This window comes from Pantoea phosphatilytica, assembly GCF_051025615.1.
Classification (GTDB): domain Bacteria; phylum Pseudomonadota; class Gammaproteobacteria; order Enterobacterales; family Enterobacteriaceae; genus Pantoea.
The window spans coordinates 210,824-227,066 of the sequence record NZ_JBPFDF010000004.1; the positions used below are offsets into that span (position 1 = coordinate 210,824).

The 16,243-nt window shown below is 59.5% G+C and carries 15 protein-coding genes; 10 read left to right on the forward strand and 5 right to left on the reverse strand.

What is annotated here, in order from left to right:
• Positions 1-21: 21 nt before the first annotated feature.
• Positions 22-888, reverse strand: a complete 867-nt coding sequence (locus ACR6AS_RS15990) for an alpha/beta fold hydrolase (RefSeq protein WP_418798767.1) — start codon at positions 886-888, stop codon at positions 22-24.
• A gap of 175 nt (positions 889-1,063) precedes the next feature.
• Here ACR6AS_RS15990 and ACR6AS_RS15995 point away from each other — a divergent pair, with 175 nt between their 5' ends.
• Entirely contained in the window at positions 1,064-1,663 is a 600-nt protein-coding gene (locus ACR6AS_RS15995) for a CGNR zinc finger domain-containing protein (protein ID WP_418798764.1), read from the forward strand.
• 40 nt (positions 1,664-1,703) lie between these two features.
• On the opposite strand, the gene proP is transcribed toward ACR6AS_RS15995, so the two are convergent.
• Entirely contained in the window at positions 1,704-3,170 is a 1,467-nt protein-coding gene (proP, locus tag ACR6AS_RS16000) for a glycine betaine/L-proline transporter ProP (RefSeq protein WP_111139636.1), read from the reverse strand.
• 472 nt (positions 3,171-3,642) lie between these two features.
• Here proP and ACR6AS_RS16005 point away from each other — a divergent pair, with 472 nt between their 5' ends.
• The 6 genes from ACR6AS_RS16005 to ACR6AS_RS16030 all read left to right on the forward strand — a co-directional run bounded on the left by ACR6AS_RS16005 (position 3,643) and on the right by ACR6AS_RS16030 (position 8,366).
• On the forward strand, positions 3,643-4,662 hold the full coding sequence (locus ACR6AS_RS16005) for an isopenicillin N synthase family dioxygenase (RefSeq protein ID WP_111139637.1): 1,020 nt from the start codon (positions 3,643-3,645) through the stop codon (positions 4,660-4,662).
• 32 nt (positions 4,663-4,694) lie between these two features.
• Positions 4,695-5,498, forward strand: coding sequence for a MetQ/NlpA family ABC transporter substrate-binding protein (locus ACR6AS_RS16010; protein ID WP_111139638.1), 804 nt, complete (start codon positions 4,695-4,697; stop codon positions 5,496-5,498).
• Positions 5,491-6,279 (forward strand): methionine ABC transporter ATP-binding protein, encoded by a 789-nt coding sequence (locus ACR6AS_RS16015; RefSeq protein ID WP_434162964.1) that lies wholly within the window; start codon positions 5,491-5,493, stop codon positions 6,277-6,279. Before ACR6AS_RS16010 ends, ACR6AS_RS16015 begins: the two co-directional genes overlap by 8 nt.
• Positions 6,267-6,935: a methionine ABC transporter permease gene (locus tag ACR6AS_RS16020; RefSeq protein WP_111139640.1), complete on the forward strand. Its 669-nt coding sequence runs from the start codon at positions 6,267-6,269 to the stop codon at positions 6,933-6,935. The genes ACR6AS_RS16015 and ACR6AS_RS16020 overlap by 13 nt, the downstream gene beginning before the upstream one ends.
• A 229-nt stretch (positions 6,936-7,164) precedes the next feature.
• Positions 7,165-7,761, forward strand: a complete 597-nt coding sequence (locus tag ACR6AS_RS16025; RefSeq protein WP_434162968.1) for an NAD(P)H-dependent oxidoreductase — start codon at positions 7,165-7,167, stop codon at positions 7,759-7,761.
• Entirely contained in the window at positions 7,758-8,366 is a 609-nt protein-coding gene (locus ACR6AS_RS16030; RefSeq protein WP_111139642.1) for a TetR/AcrR family transcriptional regulator, read from the forward strand. The genes ACR6AS_RS16025 and ACR6AS_RS16030 overlap by 4 nt, the downstream gene beginning before the upstream one ends.
• A gap of 85 nt (positions 8,367-8,451) precedes the next feature.
• Here ACR6AS_RS16030 and malG read toward each other — a convergent pair whose 3' ends face one another.
• The 3 genes from malG to malE form a co-directional block, all read right to left on the reverse strand.
• Positions 8,452-9,342: a maltose ABC transporter permease MalG gene (malG, locus tag ACR6AS_RS16035; protein WP_111139643.1), complete on the reverse strand. Its 891-nt coding sequence runs from the start codon at positions 9,340-9,342 to the stop codon at positions 8,452-8,454.
• Between the two features lie 101 nt (positions 9,343-9,443).
• Positions 9,444-10,970, reverse strand: a complete 1,527-nt coding sequence (gene malF / locus ACR6AS_RS16040) for a maltose ABC transporter permease MalF (protein WP_111139644.1) — start codon at positions 10,968-10,970, stop codon at positions 9,444-9,446.
• A 60-nt stretch (positions 10,971-11,030) separates the two neighbouring features.
• Positions 11,031-12,221 carry a maltose/maltodextrin ABC transporter substrate-binding protein MalE gene (gene malE, locus ACR6AS_RS16045; RefSeq protein ID WP_146240841.1) on the reverse strand — a complete coding sequence of 397 codons (1,191 nt, stop codon included), beginning with the start codon at positions 12,219-12,221 and terminating at the stop codon, positions 11,031-11,033.
• Positions 12,222-12,583: 362 nt separating this feature from the next.
• Between malE and malK the strand changes: the two genes are divergently transcribed.
• From malK to malM, 3 genes are all read left to right on the forward strand, one after another.
• Entirely contained in the window at positions 12,584-13,693 is a 1,110-nt protein-coding gene (gene malK / locus ACR6AS_RS16050) for a maltose/maltodextrin ABC transporter ATP-binding protein MalK (protein ID WP_313653314.1), read from the forward strand.
• 42 nt (positions 13,694-13,735) lie between these two features.
• A complete protein-coding gene (locus tag ACR6AS_RS16055) occupies positions 13,736-15,037 on the forward strand; it encodes a maltoporin (protein WP_111139646.1) in 1,302 nt (433 codons plus the stop codon).
• A gap of 104 nt (positions 15,038-15,141) precedes the next feature.
• Entirely contained in the window at positions 15,142-16,083 is a 942-nt protein-coding gene (malM, locus tag ACR6AS_RS16060; RefSeq protein ID WP_293772439.1) for a maltose operon protein MalM, read from the forward strand.
• The last annotated feature ends 160 nt before the right edge of the window (positions 16,084-16,243 follow it).

Sequence of the window (16,243 nt, forward strand, 5' to 3'; positions counted from 1 at the left end):
CGCCTGCCTCTGCCCATTGCCTTACTCTGCGCTGAACCGATCCCGTATCCGCGCCGCGATAGCGTCGGTGTGCGTCTCCAGCGCAAAATGCCCGCTGTCGAGCAGTTCAACCTCCGCCTGCGGATTATCACGCTGCCAGGCGGCTGCGCCCGCTGGAATGAAGAAGGGATCGTGCCTGCCCCAGATCACCAGTGTCGGAACCTGATGCTGGCGGAAGAATGCCTGAAACGCAGGATAGCGTTCCAGATTGCTGGCGTAATCCAGAAACAGGGCCAGCTGAATCTCCTTGTTGCCGGGGCGTGCCATCAGCAGCGTGTCCAGCGTGTAAGTTTCCGGCGCGACCTGCTGCGGATCGCTGACGCCGTGCAGATACTGCCATTTTACCCCTTCCGCCGTCAGAATAGTGTCACGGACCACCTGAGCGTTCGCTTCGCCGGGGTCCGCCCACAAGGCACGCACCGGCGCCCAGGCCTCACCCAGTCCCTCCAGATAGGCGTTGCCGTTCTGCGAAATCAATCCGGTCACGCGATCGGGATAGGCCAGCGCCAGCCGCAGGCCCGCCGGTGCGCCATAGTCAAAGAGATACATCGCATAACGCGTCAGCCCCAGCGCATCGACAAACGCGGTCAGCGTCTGGCCGAGCGCATCAAATGTCCATGAATAGTGACGGTCAGCGGGGACCTCAGTGAAACCAAAGCCTGGTAAATCGGGGGCGATGAGGTGAAATTTGTCGGCCAGAAGCGGGATCAGATTCCGGAACTGATGTGATGAGGCGGGAAAGCCATGCAGCAGCAGCAGCACCGGCAGGGAAGGATCGCCCGCTTCGCGGTAGAAAACGTTGACGCCGTCAGCCTGCTGATAGCGGTATGAAACAGAGTGTGCGTTCATAGAAAATCCTGTAACTGGTAAAATTAAATTTAAAAGGTTACGCCAGCAGGGTAGGCTGTCCTGCTGTAACCTGTCAAATCAATTTATAGGGGTTACATGAGCCGGGTTACCTGCTAAGATCGGGATTGAAAGGCAGGCGCCAACCCGGAACCGCATGATGAGAGGAGGCAGTAACATGAGTGACACGCAGGCGCACAGCAGCCAGGGACCCTGGTTTCTGGCCGATCATCCGGCGCTGGATTTCATCAACACCCAGGCCATCGTTGAGGGCGCGCCGCACGATTTCTGGCAAAGCGATTGGGACGTGGAAGCCTGGCTGACGCAGGCCGGACTGGCATCCGAAGACCCGGCATCAGAAGAAGCCGAAGGTGCGCTGTTACAGGCCGCGCGGCAGTTACGCCAGCTTATTAGTGACAGTGTGCAGCAGCAGAAAGCGGGTGAGCGCGTGGACTGGCAGGCGCTGAATGGCTGGCTGAAGCAGGCCACCAGTCATCTGCAGCTCAGTGAAGAGCAGGGTGTCTGGCAGATCAGGCGAATCTACGCGGGTCAGAATGTGGTGCAGCGGCTGGGCCAGGTGGCGGAGCAGGCCGCGCAGCTGCTGACCCAGGCGGATTTCAGCAGGGTACGTGCCTGTGAGCATCCTGCCTGCACGCTCTGGTTTTACGACCGGACTAAAGCGCATCGCCGACGCTGGTGCAGCATGGCGCTGTGTGGCAATCGGGCAAAAGTGGCGCGCTTCCGGCAGTTAAATGCGGTCACCCGACCGGGCGGTTAAGTGATAAAAAAACACCCTGCAGAGCAGGGTGTCGGAAGCGTTATTTTGCCGGTGTGGCGGCGGGCTTGTTGCGCTTGCGCAGCTTGTCGATCAGACGATGCGCCTCCGCTTTGGTCGCCACCGCCGGGGATGAGCCGGTCAGCGGCTGGCGGGCCGTCTCACGCACAGTGAGGATAGTCAGCAGACCGATAATGCCCGCGCCCATCATATAGTAGGCTGGCATCATGGTGTTTTTGGTCGTATCCACCAGCCAGGCGGTAATCAGCGGCGTCGTGCCGCCAAACAGCGACACCGAGAGGTTAAAGCCGATCGCCAGGGCGCTGTAACGGATGTCGGTGGTAAACAGTGCAGGCAGCGTCGACGGCATCGTGCCGCTGAAGCAGGTATGCAGCACGCCCAGGATCAGCAGGCCACCAAAGACGGCCCACATATTACCGGAGCCGATCAGCATAAAGCTCGGGATAGCCAGCAGGATCAGCCCCACAGCACCGAAACCGATGACCGGACGACGACCGATGCGGTCAGTCCAGCGACCCCACAGCAGCGTCAGCGGCATCATCACGAACATCGCGACCATCACCAGCAGCAGACCGCTCAGCTCAGGCAGGCCCAGCACACCGGTCAGGTAGCTCGGCATGTAAGAGGTCAGCATGTAGTTGGAGACGTTAAACAGCAGCACCAGGCCAATACATTTCAGCATCGGGGCGCGATATTTGCTTAACATCTGCATCAGCGTCAGACGCGGTTTGCTCTGCTCCAGCGCCTCCTGCTTTTCCATGTGCTGCTGGAACGCCGGGGTCTCTTCCAGTTTCAGTCGCACATAGAGCCCGAACAGGCCCAGCGGCGCGGCGATAAAGAACGGCACGCGCCAGCCCCAGGACATCATCGCCTCATTCGATATCACAGTTGTCATAACTGTCACCAGGCTGGCACCCAGCAGGTAGCCGCCAATGGTGCCGAACTCCAGGAAGCTGCCCATAAAGCCACGGCGTTTATCGGTGGAGTACTCCGCGATAAAGGTCGCTGCACCCCCATATTCCCCGCCGGTGGAGAAGCCCTGAACCAGGCGTGCCACCAGCAACAGAATCGGTGCCATGATGCCAATCGATGAGTAGGCCGGGATCAGCCCGATACAGAAGGTGCCGATCGACATCATAATCATTGTCATTGCCAGCACTTTCTGTCGGCCGATGCGATCCCCCAGCGGACCAAAGACCAGGCCACCAATCGGGCGCACCAGGAAGGCGGCGGCGAAGGTGCCAAAGGTGGCGATCAGCTGCACCGCATTATTGGCATCGGGGAAAAAGACTTTGCCGATAATGACGGCGAGATAGCTGTAGACACCGAAGTCGAACCATTCCATCGCATTACCGAGAGCGGCCGCGCCAACCGCACGCTTCAGCATGTCGTTATCAATCACGGTAATGTCATCCACAGTCAGCTCTTTAGGCTTCCTGTTCCAGAAATGTTTCTTTGGGTGTTCAGACGATGAGTTTCTGGTGTCCATATTCTCCTCAGGTGCATCAGTAAAGGAGTCTTATAGCTTTCGCAGCCGCAAACAGTGTTCAGAAACAGTGGAAATGAAAGCTATAAGAAGCCGAAAAATGTAAGTGAAGCGGCAGTAACCGCAACCGGTAAACCATAGACTACGAATGTAAGGTTTTGCAAGTTTTCAGCCGGAAAAACTACTTTTGCTGACAAAAGCAGCAGGCTCTGCTTGTGGAACTCCATTTAGCTGCTGAAAACGGCTGGCTATGGGGCACCCATTTTAAACGTTTTAGAGAATCTCATCAGGCCCTGATGTGACAACGTCACTACTGAGCGCATTATCAATCTGCAGGCAGCGTAATCTGCGGGTGAGAGCCAGAGACAGGGTGGGATATATCCATTCGCCGCATATCCATAGCAGGATTAGTTGGTAGTTAACGCAAAACTGAAATGGCAATGTAAAACCATTCCATGCCAGCAGAGTGTTAATTATGAGCACATTACCCCCGGCAGCCTTGCCGGTTATCGATTTCGCGTTATTGTCGGGAAGTCAGCAGCAGAAACAGCGCGTTCTGGAAACATTAAGCCAGGCTGCGCGTGATGTCGGCTTCTTCTATCTGATCAATCACGGCGTTGACCGCGAGCTGTCCGATGCGGTGCAGCAGGTTTCGCGGCAATTCTTTGCGCTGCCACAGGCAGATAAAGACGCTGTGGCGATGGCGAACTCTCCCCATTTTCGTGGCTATAACCTGGCCGGTGTGGAAATCACCCGCAGCCAGCCCGACTTTCGCGAGCAGTTTGATATTGGTGCCGATCGCGAAGCCCTGCCGGTGACCGCCGATTCACCCGCCTGGCAACGGATGCAGGGGCCGAACCAGTGGCCACCGGCCTTGCCGGAACTGCAGACGGTGGTGACGCGCTGGCAGGCCCAGATGACCGCGGTGGCGCTGGAACTGCTGCGCGCGTTTGCCGAAGCGCTGGATCTGCCGCGCAACGCCTTCGATAACCTGTACGGCGACTATCCCAATGAGCATATCAAACTGATCCGTTATCCGGGCCGCACCGGGGGCGAATCGCGCCAGGGTGTTGGCGCGCACAAAGACTCAGGTTTCCTGACGCTGTTACTGCAGGATGACCAGCCGGGGTTACAGGTTGAGGTGGCGCCGGACCGCTGGATCGATGCCTCTCCGCGCCCCGGCGCCTTTGTGGTCAACATCGGCGAGCTGCTGGAGCTGGCGACCAACGGCTATCTGCGCGCCACCGTGCATCGTGTGGTGTCGCCGCAGCAGAACAGTGAACGCTTATCCATCGCCTTCTTCCTGGGCGCCCAGCTCGATACCGTGGTGCCGATCTATCAGCTTCCGCCGCAGCTGGCGGCGCTGGCTCAGGGACCGAGTAGCGATCCGCTCAATCCGTTGCTGCGTGAAGTGGGCTGGAACTACCTCAAAGGCCGTCTGCGTTCGCATCCCGACGTCGCCCGGCGATTTTATGCTGAGCACAACACGCACTGATCACCCACCTTTATAACGATAAGAGATAAATGATGATGAAGAAGCCCTTACTGGTTCTGGCCGGTCTTTCACTGCTGATTGCACAGAATTTACAGGCCGCTCCGCTGCGTGTCGCCGCTGACCCGCTGCCGCACGCGGAGATCCTGGAGTATGTCAAAACCCTGGACCCGAAACTGGATATAAAAATTGTCGAGCTGAGCAACGGCGTGAACGCCAATGAACTGCTGGCCGCCGGTGATGTGGATGCCAACTACTTCCAGCATCTGCCTTACCTGAAAGATCAGGAAAAGGCGCTGGGCAAAACCTTTGCCGTGGTGGCCAGCGTCCACATCGAGCCGCTGGGCATCTATTCGCACAAGGTGAAATCGCTGGCAGCGCTGCCTGAAGGGGCGAGCATCGCCGTTCCGAATAACACCACCAACCTTAGCCGCGCGCTCTGGCTGCTGCAGGACAAAGGGGTGATTAAGCTCAACGCCAAAGGCGAGGCGGGTTCGACGCTGGTCACGCCGAAAGATATCAGCGACAACCCGAAAAAGGTGAAGATCGTTGAGATCGAGTCTCCCCAGATACCCCGTTCGCTGGATGATGTGGATGCCGCCATCATCAACGGCAACTACGCGCTGGAGGCGGGGCTGAACCCGGCCAAAGATGCGCTGGGGCTGGAATCCGCGGCCCATAACCCTTACGCCAACCTGCTGGTGACCACGCCGGCGCTGGAGAAAGATCCGCGTGTTGTTCAGCTGGCGAACGATCTGCGTTCGCCGCAGGTGGCGGCGTTTATCCGCAAAACCTACCAGGGCTCTGTGATCCCGGTTGCGGACCCGCAGCATGATTAACATCCGTCATCTGCATAAACAGTATGCTGGCGCGCCTGCGCCAGCCCTGGACGACATCTCGCTGACCATCGAAGAGGGCACCATCTTCGGCATTCTGGGCCGGAGCGGCGCGGGCAAAAGTACCCTGCTGCGCTGCCTGAACCGGCTGGAGCATCCCTCTTCGGGCCGGATCGAGATTGACGGGCAGGATCTTGCGGCGATGAACCTGGCGCAGCTGCGTCAGCAGCGGCAGCAGATGGGCATGATCTTTCAGCACTTCAACCTGCTCCATTCCCGCAACGTCCATGACAACATCGACCTGGCACTGGAAATCGCCGGGGTGCCGGCCAGGCAGCGTCGTGATCGGGTCGCCGCGTTACTGACGCGGGTGGGGCTGGATGATTTTGCGGCAGCCTGGCCGTCACAGCTCTCCGGTGGACAGAAGCAGCGCGTCGGCATCGCCCGCGCGCTGGCTGCCCGTCCCCGCTATCTGCTGTGCGACGAGGCGACCAGCGCACTGGATCTTGAAACCACCACCGCGATTCTCGATCTGCTGGCCGATATTCAGCAGCAGCTCAACATTACGATTGTGATGATCACCCATGAGATGGCGGTGGTGAAGCGCATCTGTCATGGCGCGGCGCTGCTGGAGCATGGCCGGCTGGTGGAGAGCGGCAGCCTGAGCCAGATCATGGGCCGCCAGGAGGGACGCCTGCGCGCAATGCTGCTGAAGGATGGCGAAGCGGATCGGGCGTTTATCGAAAAATATCAGCGAGAGGCGATGACCCGATGCGTAGCATGAGTCTTGATCGGTTCCAGGCACTGCTCCTCAACGCCACAGGCGAGACGCTCTACATGGTGCTGATGGCGGCGCTGTTCACGGTCGCGATAGGGCTGCCGGTGGGTGTGCTGCTGTTTCTGACCCGGCCGCAGGGCCTGCTGCCGAATCGCGCGATCGCGCTGCTGCTGAACACCCTGGTCAACACCGGTCGCGCCCTGCCGTTTGTGGTGCTGCTGATCGCGCTGATCCCCGTTACCCGACTGCTGGTCGGCACCACGCTGGGCAGTACCGCCGCGATTGTGCCGATTACGCTGGGTGCCTTTCCCTTTTTTGCCCGCATCGTCGAGAACGCGCTGGATGAGGTCGATCGTGGCCGCATAGAGGCGGTGGTGTCGATGGGCGGCACGCTGTGGCATATCGTCAGCCGCGTGCTGCTGCCGGAAGCGCTGCCCGCGCTGGTGGCGGGGATCACCCTGACAATCGTGATGCTGATTGGCTTCTCGGCGATGGCGGGCGTGGTCGGTGGCGGGGGGCTGGGCGATCTGGCGATTCGCTACGGCTACCAGCGCTTCGACAATCAAATTATGGCGGCCACCATTGTCGTGCTGCTGGCGCTGGTGATGCTGATCCAGAAACTCGGCGACCGGCTGGTCCGTTCGCTGGCTTATCGCCGCTGACCGCCCCGTGATGCGGGCAGACCCGCGACGTTTAATACAACGGCCGGAAGGGTGATCCGCAAGGGGGTGAATCCGGCCGCTCCGCTTTTCCGCTGTCCTCAGTTGTATGCCCCCGCCACCCTTTAACAGCAGATGCGTTTTGCAGGATTATTAATCACCGCCACTTGCTAACCTACCATTAGTAACTTACCTTTAGTAACTTAATGGTGAAGCAGGTAAGGTGACGACGATGCAGGCATTACTGGTAACTTCTCATCCTCATCATGAGGCGCATACCCAGTGCGTGGCGGACCAACTGGCGCAGGGCATTATGGCGACCGGGCAGCATACCGTGGAACGCGCGGATCTGGCGGCAGAGGGTTTCGACCCCCGTTTTACCCTTGATGACCATCGCCGTTTCAACGGCGAGGCTGGCGTTCCCGCCGATGTGCTGGCGGAGCAGCAGCGTCTCGATCGGGCGGATGCGCTGGTGCTGGTTTACCCCATCTACTGGTGGTCTTTTCCGGCGCAGCTGAAAGGCTGGATCGATCGGGTCTTTATTCAGGGCTGGGCCTTCAGCGAACAGGAGGGCCGGATCGTGAAACGGCTCGGACACCTGCCGGTGCATCTGTTCGCTATCGGCGCGGCCGACACCCGCACATATCTGCGGCGCGGCTATTTCGCCAGCATGCGAAATCAGATCGAGCAGGGCATCTTCGGCTACTGCGGCGCGCCGGTTGTCACCAGCGAACTGTTACTGACGGGCGATGAGGGGTATCCTGAGTCCCATTACCGGCTGGCCCGGCAACTGGGCCAGCAACTCTTTCCCTCTCAGGACACCCGATGAGCGCAGAAAAACCGGCCCGTAAACGCCTCTCCCGCGAAGCCAGGCGCAGGCAGTTAGCCGATGTGGCATGGCAGATCATGCAGGCCGAAGGAAGTGAGGCGCTGACGCTGGCACGGGTTGGCGAGGCGGCGGGCGTCAGCAAGCCGGTGGTTTATGATCACTTCACCACCCGTCACGGGCTGCTGGCCGCGCTGTATGACGATTTCGACCGCCGTCAGACCGAGCGCATGGAGGCCGCCATGCAGGCCGCGCCGATGAGCGTAGAGCAGAAAGCGGAAGTGCTGGCGGCCTGTTATGTGGATTGTGTGATGACGGAGGGCAGGGAGATCCCGGAGCTGCTCTCCGCGCTCAGCACCTCGCCGGAGCTGGCTGCGGTCAGGTGCCACTATCAGCTCGACTTTATCCGTCGCTGCCAGGGCTGGTTTGCGCCTTTTACCGGCAGCGCGGGGATCCCGGAAGCCGGAATGTGGGGCCTGCTGGGGGCCGCGGATGGCATCGCCGGTGCGGTCGCCCGCGGCGATATCGCTCAGGCAGACGGTCAGCAGGCGCTGACGGCCCTGATCGTGGCGCTGGTGAGGGGCTGCCATCTGCCGGAAAAGCCATAAATGAAAAAAGGCGGCCCGCAGGCCGCCGAATCATTCAACCACAACAGACGTTGTGTAAGCAGTGGCAATGCACAATGATGATCGTTTAGCCTTTCACCCCGCCCGCGGTTAAACCGCTTACCAGCCAGCGCTGCGCCAGCAGGAACACCAGGGTAATCGGGATTGCGGAGAGCACGGCCGCCGCGGCAAAGTCGCCCCACAGATAGTTCTGCGGATTCAGATACTGCTGCATTCCGACCGCCAGCGTGTAGCTGTTAACATCGCGCAGCAGCAGCGAGGCAACCGGCACCTCCGTCACGGCGGCGATAAAGGCCAGAATAAACACCACCGCCAGGATCGGCACCGACAGCGGCAGCAGCACCAGCCGGAATGCCTGCCACGGCGTTGCGCCATCCAGCGCGGCGGCCTCTTCCAGGGAGCCGTCAATCGTTTCAAAATAGCCCTTGATCGTCCAGACATGCAGCGCAATGCCGCCCAGATAGGCGAAGATCACGCCACCGTGCGTATTCAGCCCGATAAAAGGCAGATACTGGCCCAGTCGGTCAAACAGGGCATAGAGCGCCACCAGCGACAGCACCGCCGGGAACATCTGGAAGATCAGCATCCCCTTCAGCAGGCTGGCACGACCGGCGAAGCGCATCCGGGCGAAAGCGTAGGCGCAGGTGGTGGAGAGCGCCACAATGCCTAGTGCGCTGATGGCGGCAATCTTAACGGAGTTCCATAACCAGAGCAGCACCGGGAAGGGCGGCGGCGTGACCCGCCCATCCGCATGTTCCACGCTGAAGCCCAGCGCCAGCCGCCAGTGCTCCCAGGAAATCTGTTCCGGTATCAGGCTGCCGGTGGCGAAGTTACCGGCACGCAGCGAAATCGCGATCACCATCAGCAGCGGAAAGAGGATCGCTGCGATAAATAACAGCAGCAGCAGATGCGTGAACAGCAGACGCAGCCGTTGCGATTTGGGTTGGACCATAGCCATAAGCACTCCTCAGAGCCCGATCCCTCAGGCTGTTTTGTTGGTCAGAACCCGGCAGCGCATACCCGTTTACGACCCCGTATTGCACCTGCCGGGCCAGATGTTTAGTCGAACTTCATCCGCGAGGCTTTCAGGTTAATCACCGCCAGCGCGCCCACCAGCAGGAAGATCAGCGTGGCAATGGCCGCCGCCAGGCCGAAGTCCTGCCCGCCGCCGCCTTCAAAGGCGATGCGCCAGGTGTAGTTCACCAGCAGGTCGGTATAACCGGCCGGGGTGGTCGTCCCCAGACGATCCGGCCCGCCGTTGGTCAGCAGCTGCACCAGCACGAAGTTGTTAAAGTTAAAGGCGAAGCTGGCGATCATCAGTGGCATCAGCGGCTTGAGCAGCAGCGGCAGCGTAATCAGGAAGAAGTTCTGCAGCGGACCGGCACCATCCATCGCCGAGGCTTCATAGAGGTCATCCGGTATGGCCTTCAGCAGCCCCATACAGAGGATCATCATGTAGGGGTAGCCCAGCCAGGTGTTGACGATAATCAACATAGTACGCGCCAGCGTCGGATCGCTGAACCAGGCGGGCTTTACCCCAAACAGGGCGCTGAGCATGACGTTGATCTCACCAAAGCTCTGGTTGAACAGCCCTTTGAAAATCAGGATCGAGATGAACGCCGGGACGGCATAAGGCAGGATCAGCATGACCCGATAAATCGCCTTACCCCGCAGCGCTTCCCACTGCACCAGACAGGCCAGTACCATTCCCACGGCAACGGTCAGGACGACGGTGATCAGCGAGAAGAAGAGCGTCCAGCCAAATATCGCCAGAAACGGCTTCTGAATGCCTTCGTCGGTGAAGACGCGCACGAAGTTTTTCCAGCCGGTGTTGACGGTGAAACCGGGACTTAAGGTTTCGTTGCGCCAGTTGTTCTGCGCATCCACCCCCTGATAGAAGCCCGTCTGCGGGTTAGCCCGGTAGTGCGTTCCGGTTTGCTGGTTGATGAGTTCATCCTCTGCGCCCACGCGATAGAGCGGCTGGGTGCCGGAGAACTGGCGCAGCGAACTCATGCGCAAACTACGGCCATCCGGCAGCGTTGCCTGAATCTGGCTCAGTGCCTGACGGTTGGTGGTAATGACTCTCAGGGTCGCACGCTCGCCTGAGGGTGGCGGGGCAGGCGTCATTTTCAGCGTCTGCTCCGCGCCGAACTGAAACGGCGGCGAAAGATAGTTCTCCCGGCCATCGTTCAGCGCCAGCTGCCAGCGGTCGCCCGCCGGGTAGAGAGCGAAACTGACCGCTTCACCCGACTGAAAGGATCGGCTCAGCAACACCTGCTGCGCCCGCTCGAAGGTCAGCTGATTGCTGCTGCTGTAGTTGGTAAAGGCAATGGCGATGGTGCAGGCGAGCGGGAACAGCACAAACAGCGCCATGCCCGCCACGCCCGGATAGACATAACGCCACGCATAGGCGCGACGATTGGCATAAATCCACAGGCCCAGCGCGCTGAGGATCAGCGTCAGCAGCGCAAACAGATATTCACCCTGCGCGTACATCAGCACCAGCAGATAGCCGACCAGCAGACAGCAGAGCCCGATGAGAACGCCTTTAAGCAGCAGACTGCGCGTTTTCGGTTTTCCTGACATGATGCGGTTTTCCTTAACGGTCACTCAGGCCGGGCATAAGCCCGGCTGCAGAAGGGGAAGTTACTTTTTCAGGCGGGCCTGGGCATCGTTCAGCGCCGCATCGACGCTCTGACGACCGCCCAGTGCGTTCAGGGTGGCGGTGCGCATGGCGTACCAGAAGGCGGCCATCTGCGGGATGTTCGGCATGATGTCACCCTGACGGGCGTTGCTCATGGTGGCGGCGATCCGTGAATCTTTCTCAAGCGTCTGCTGGAACGACTTCAGCGCCACGGCTCCCAGCGGTTTGTCTTTGTTCACCGCATCCAGTCCGGCGTCGGTCAGCAGATAGTTTTCCAGGAACTCCTTCGCCAGCTCTTTGTTGGGGCTGGCGGCGTTGATCCCGGCGCTCAGGACACCCACAAAGGCTTTCGACGGCTTACCTTTCAGGGTGGGCAGTGTCGTGACGCCATAGTCGATACCGCTCTTGTCAAGGTTGCCCCATGCCCAGGGACCATTGATCGTCATGGCGGTTTCGCCTTTGTTGAAGGCGGCTTCGGCAATGGAGTAGTCGGTGTCAGCATTCAGCACTTTGGCTTTGACCTGATCGACCAGGAACTGCATGCCCGCTTTCGCTCCGGCGTTGTCCACCCCGACATCCTTCACATCGTAGTGTCCATCTTTCAGCTTAAATGCGTAGGCGCCACCTGCGGCCAGCAGCGGCCAGGTGAAGTAGGGCTCCTGCAGGTTGAACATAATCGCGCTTTTGCCCTTCGCCCGGAGCTGTTTGTCGAGCGCGGCAATCTCCTCCCAGGTTTTCGGTGGTTCGGGTAGCAGTTTTTTGTTGTAGATCAGGGATAACGCTTCCACCGAAATCGGATAACCAATCAGCTTGCCGTCGAAGCGCACGGCATCCCAGGTGAACGGAAAAATCTTCTCGCGGAAGCTGGCGTCCGGTGTGATCTCCGCCAGCAGCCCCGACTGCGCGTAGCCGCCAAAGCGATCGTGTGCCCAGAAGATGATGTCCGGGCCATCGCCGGTTGCCGCCACCTGCGGGTATTTCTCTTCCATTTTGTCAGGATGCTCAACCGTGACTTTGATGCCGGTCTCCTGCTCAAATTTCTTGCCCACTTCGGCCAGACCGTTGTAGCCCTTGTCACCGTTGATCCAGATGACCAGTTTACCTTCCTCGATTTTTGCCAGGGCACTTGCCGAAAAGAGCACGGCAGAGAGGGCAGAGAGGGCCAGAATTCTTGCTCCGGTTTTCATCGTCATAAATCCATCCTGTTTGCGGAAGTGGGAAATGCTTTACTGGCATCATTGTGCGTATCCGCCAGGGCTTCTCATCCTCCCCGCCTCTACGCCCCGCAGGCGATCGCTGTGATCGCGCTGGCAAAAAGCCCGCTAAGCGCGTGCTTAAGCGGTAAAAATTAATGCGGGTCTGCGCTGACGATCACAAAAAAGCGTGGCAGTGCGCGGTGCGCGCTGTCTGCTCATTTTTCTCCTCCTCCCGCCTCCTCCCCCAGCAGATTGCCGGTCGGCGGAGGATGTTACCGATTATTTCCTCTCGCATAGTGAGCCTCGGAACCCGTCTGCCGCTGAGCAGACACGAATGAGCAGCTAAGAGGGAAGGGATCATGGCGAGCGTTGTGCTACGCAATGTCACAAAGGCCTGGGGCGATACGGTGGTATCGAAAGATATCGATCTCACTATCGGCGAGGGGGAATTTGTTGTTTTCGTGGGCCCATCGGGCTGTGGCAAATCGACGCTGCTGCGCATGATTGCCGGACTGGAAACCATCACCCGCGGCGAGCTGTTAATCGGCGATCGCCGCATGAATGAGGTGCCGCCTGCCGAACGTGGCATCGGTATGGTGTTTCAGTCCTATGCGCTCTATCCGCATCTGTCGGTGGCGGAGAACATGTCGTTTGGTCTCAAACTGGCGGGCGTAAAGAAAGCCGAGATTCAGCAGCGGGTTAACCAGGTGGCAGAGATCCTGCAACTGGCGCATCTGCTGGATCGACGGCCTAAAGCCCTGTCAGGCGGGCAGCGTCAGCGTGTGGCGATTGGCCGCACGCTGGTGGCTGAGCCGCGCGTTTTCCTGCTGGATGAACCGCTGTCAAACCTCGACGCGGCGCTGCGCGTCCAGATGCGCATTGAGATCTCCCGTCTGCATAAACGCCTGAAGCGCACCATGATCTACGTCACCCACGATCAGATCGAAGCGATGACGCTGGCCGACAAGATCGTGGTGCTGGACGCCGGACGCATCGCGCAGGTCGGCAAGCCGCTTGAGCTCTACCACTATCCCGCAAATCGCTTTGTCGCCGGATTTATCGGCTCACCCAAGATGAATTTCCTGCCGGTCAAAGTGACCGCCACCGCCATCGATCAGGTGCAGGTGCGGCTGCCCAATCAGCAGCTGGTCTGGCTGCCGGTTGACAGTGCCGGCGTTCAGGTGGGCAGCAATATGTCGCTCGGCATCCGGCCGGAACATCTGCTCTCCAGCGACATCGCCGACGTCACCCTGGAGGGTGAAGTTCAGGTGGTGGAACAGCTGGGGCATGAAACACAGATCCACATCGAGATTCCCGCTATCCGTCAGAACCTGGTTTACCGCCAGGAGGACGTCGTGCTGGTAAAAGAGGGCACCATCCTCGGCATTGGCCTGCCGCCCGAGCGTTGTCACCTGTTCCGCGAGGACGGGAGTGCGTGTCGCAGGCTCTATCAGGAGCCGGGTGTATAGCCCTGCCAAAACAATAAAAGCAATGACCTCAGGAGATAGAAAATGTTAACTCTGCGCAAACTTCCCCTTGCCGTTGCCGTCGCGGCAGGCATCCTCTCCGCCCCGACGATGGCGGTCGATTTTACCGGCTATGCCCGTTCCGGCATCGGCTGGACCGGCAGTGGTGGTGAACAGCAATGTTTCCAGGCGACCGGTGCTCAAAGTAAATACCGTCTGGGTAACGAGTGCGAAACCTATGCTGAGCTGAAATTAGGCCAGGAAGTGTGGAAAGAGGGCGATAAGAGCTTCTATTTCGACACCAACGTGGCCTACTCCGTCGCACAGCAGAATGACTGGGAAGCGACCTCGCCCGCGTTTCGTGAAGCCAACGTTAAGGGTAAAAACCTGATCGACGCGCTGCCAGGCTCCACCATCTGGGCCGGTAAACGCTTTTATCAGCGCCATGACGTACACATGATCGACTTCTACTACTGGGATATCTCCGGTCCGGGTGCCGGCCTGGAAGATGTGGATCTCGGCTTTGGTAAGCTCTCCTTCGCTGCGACCCGCTCCTCTGAAGCGGGCGGCTCCTACACCTTCTCCAGCGATCGTATCCGCGATTTCGCCACCAGCACTGCCAACGACGTGTTTGATGTGCGCCTGGCAGGTCTGGAGACCAACCCGGACGGCGTGCTGGAGCTGGGTGTGGACTACGGCCGCGCTAACGCCCGCGACGGTTACCGTATCGAAGATGGCGCGTCGAAGGATGGCTGGATGTTCACGGCCGAACACACCCAGAGCATGCTGAAAGGCTACAACAAGTTTGTGCTGCAGTACGCCACCGATGCGATGACCTCACAGGGCAAAGGCGTGCCGCAGGGCACCAGCCTGAATAACAACGGTGACATGTACCGCGTGCTCGACCACGGCGCCATCTCGCTGGCCGAACGCTGGGATCTGATGTATGTGGCGATGTACCAGAACATCGATCTGGACAATAACCGCGGCACCCAGTGGTACACCGTGGGCGTGCGCCCGATGTACAAATGGACGCCTATTATGAGCACCCTGCTGGAACTGGGCTACGACAACGTGAAGTCGCAGCAGGCGAATGAGCGTAATGGCCAGTACAAAGTGACTCTGGCACAGCAGTGGCAGGCAGGCGATAGCATCTGGTCGCGTCCGGCGCTGCGTCTGTTCGCAACCTACGCCAAATGGGATGAGAAGTGGGGCTACAACAAAGACAGCGCCGGCGATCTCACCTCCTTCGCCTCCGCTGACAGCAGCGGCAACGGCATCCTGACCAACAGCCGTGGTAAAGATGATGAAGTAACCTTCGGCGCGCAGATGGAAATCTGGTGGTAAGCCAACCCCTGTTCTGACAGGCGCAGACCTGCGCCTGATGGATCGCTTTGGTTGCGGTGAGCCATTGCCTGGTTATCGCCGCAGCCAGCAATAAGGTAAGCATAATGAAAATGAAAAAACTGGCTGCGCTCTGCCTGAGTGCCGCGTTACTGACTGGATCGGCGCTGCCCGCGCTGGCCGAGGTCAATCTGGTGCCGCAGGATCTCTCTTCTGCACCCGCCGTCGCGCCCGAAAATCTTCAGCGCCTGAGCTGGCAGCCTCTCGCGGCCGCGCAGACACAGACCACAAAACTGGCGAACAGCGGTCAGACGCTGAATGCGCCGCATATTGCCGGCCCGGTGGCAGCCTACAGTCTGCCCGCGAACATTGGCGAACTGACGCTGACGCTGAGCAGTGAAGTGGCCAACGGCCAGGTCTTCGCTCCTAACGTGCTGGTGCTGGATGAAAATCTGCGTCCCGCCGCCTGGTTCCCGAGCCGTTATTTTACCTATCAGAAGCCGGGCGTAATGGCGGCCGATCGGCTGGAGGGCGTGATGAAACTGACCCCTGCGCTGGGGCAGCAGAAAATCTATCTGCTGGTGTTCACCACCGACAGCGATCTGACCCGGACCACGACTTTACTCGACCCGGCGAAAGCCTATGCGCAGGGCACCGGTCATGCCGTGCCGGATATTCCCGATCCCGTTGCCAGCCATAGCCGTGAAGGCACGATTAAGCTGAAAATGCAGACCAGCTCCGGTTCCTCCATTCTGGTCGGCCCGCTGTTTGGTTCCTCCGGCCCGAGCGCCGTCACGGTCGGCAACACCGCCGCGCCTGCACCGGCCTACGCGGCGGCAACAGCACCTGCTCCGGCCGTCGCGCCTGCGGCAAAACCGCGTGCGGAACCGATCATGCACGACACCGAACGTTACTTTAATCAGCAGATCACACAGGCGGTTAACAGCGGCAATATTGATAAGGCGCTGAAACTGCTGGATGAAGCCGAGCGAGTGGGTTCCACCTCCGCCCGGCGAACCTTTATCAGTAGTGTTAAAGGCAAGGGGTGAAGCGGCCCCGATACTATTGATGCTGACCCATCTGGTGCGCCCTGGCGCACCTTTTTTTATTTCTGATTAAGGGCAGACGGGCAGGATAGGGATATAAAGAAGATTCAGCCAGGCTTTGGCATGCTGTCGGCTCAGGCATGAAGGGAGAGCGGCCCGCCAG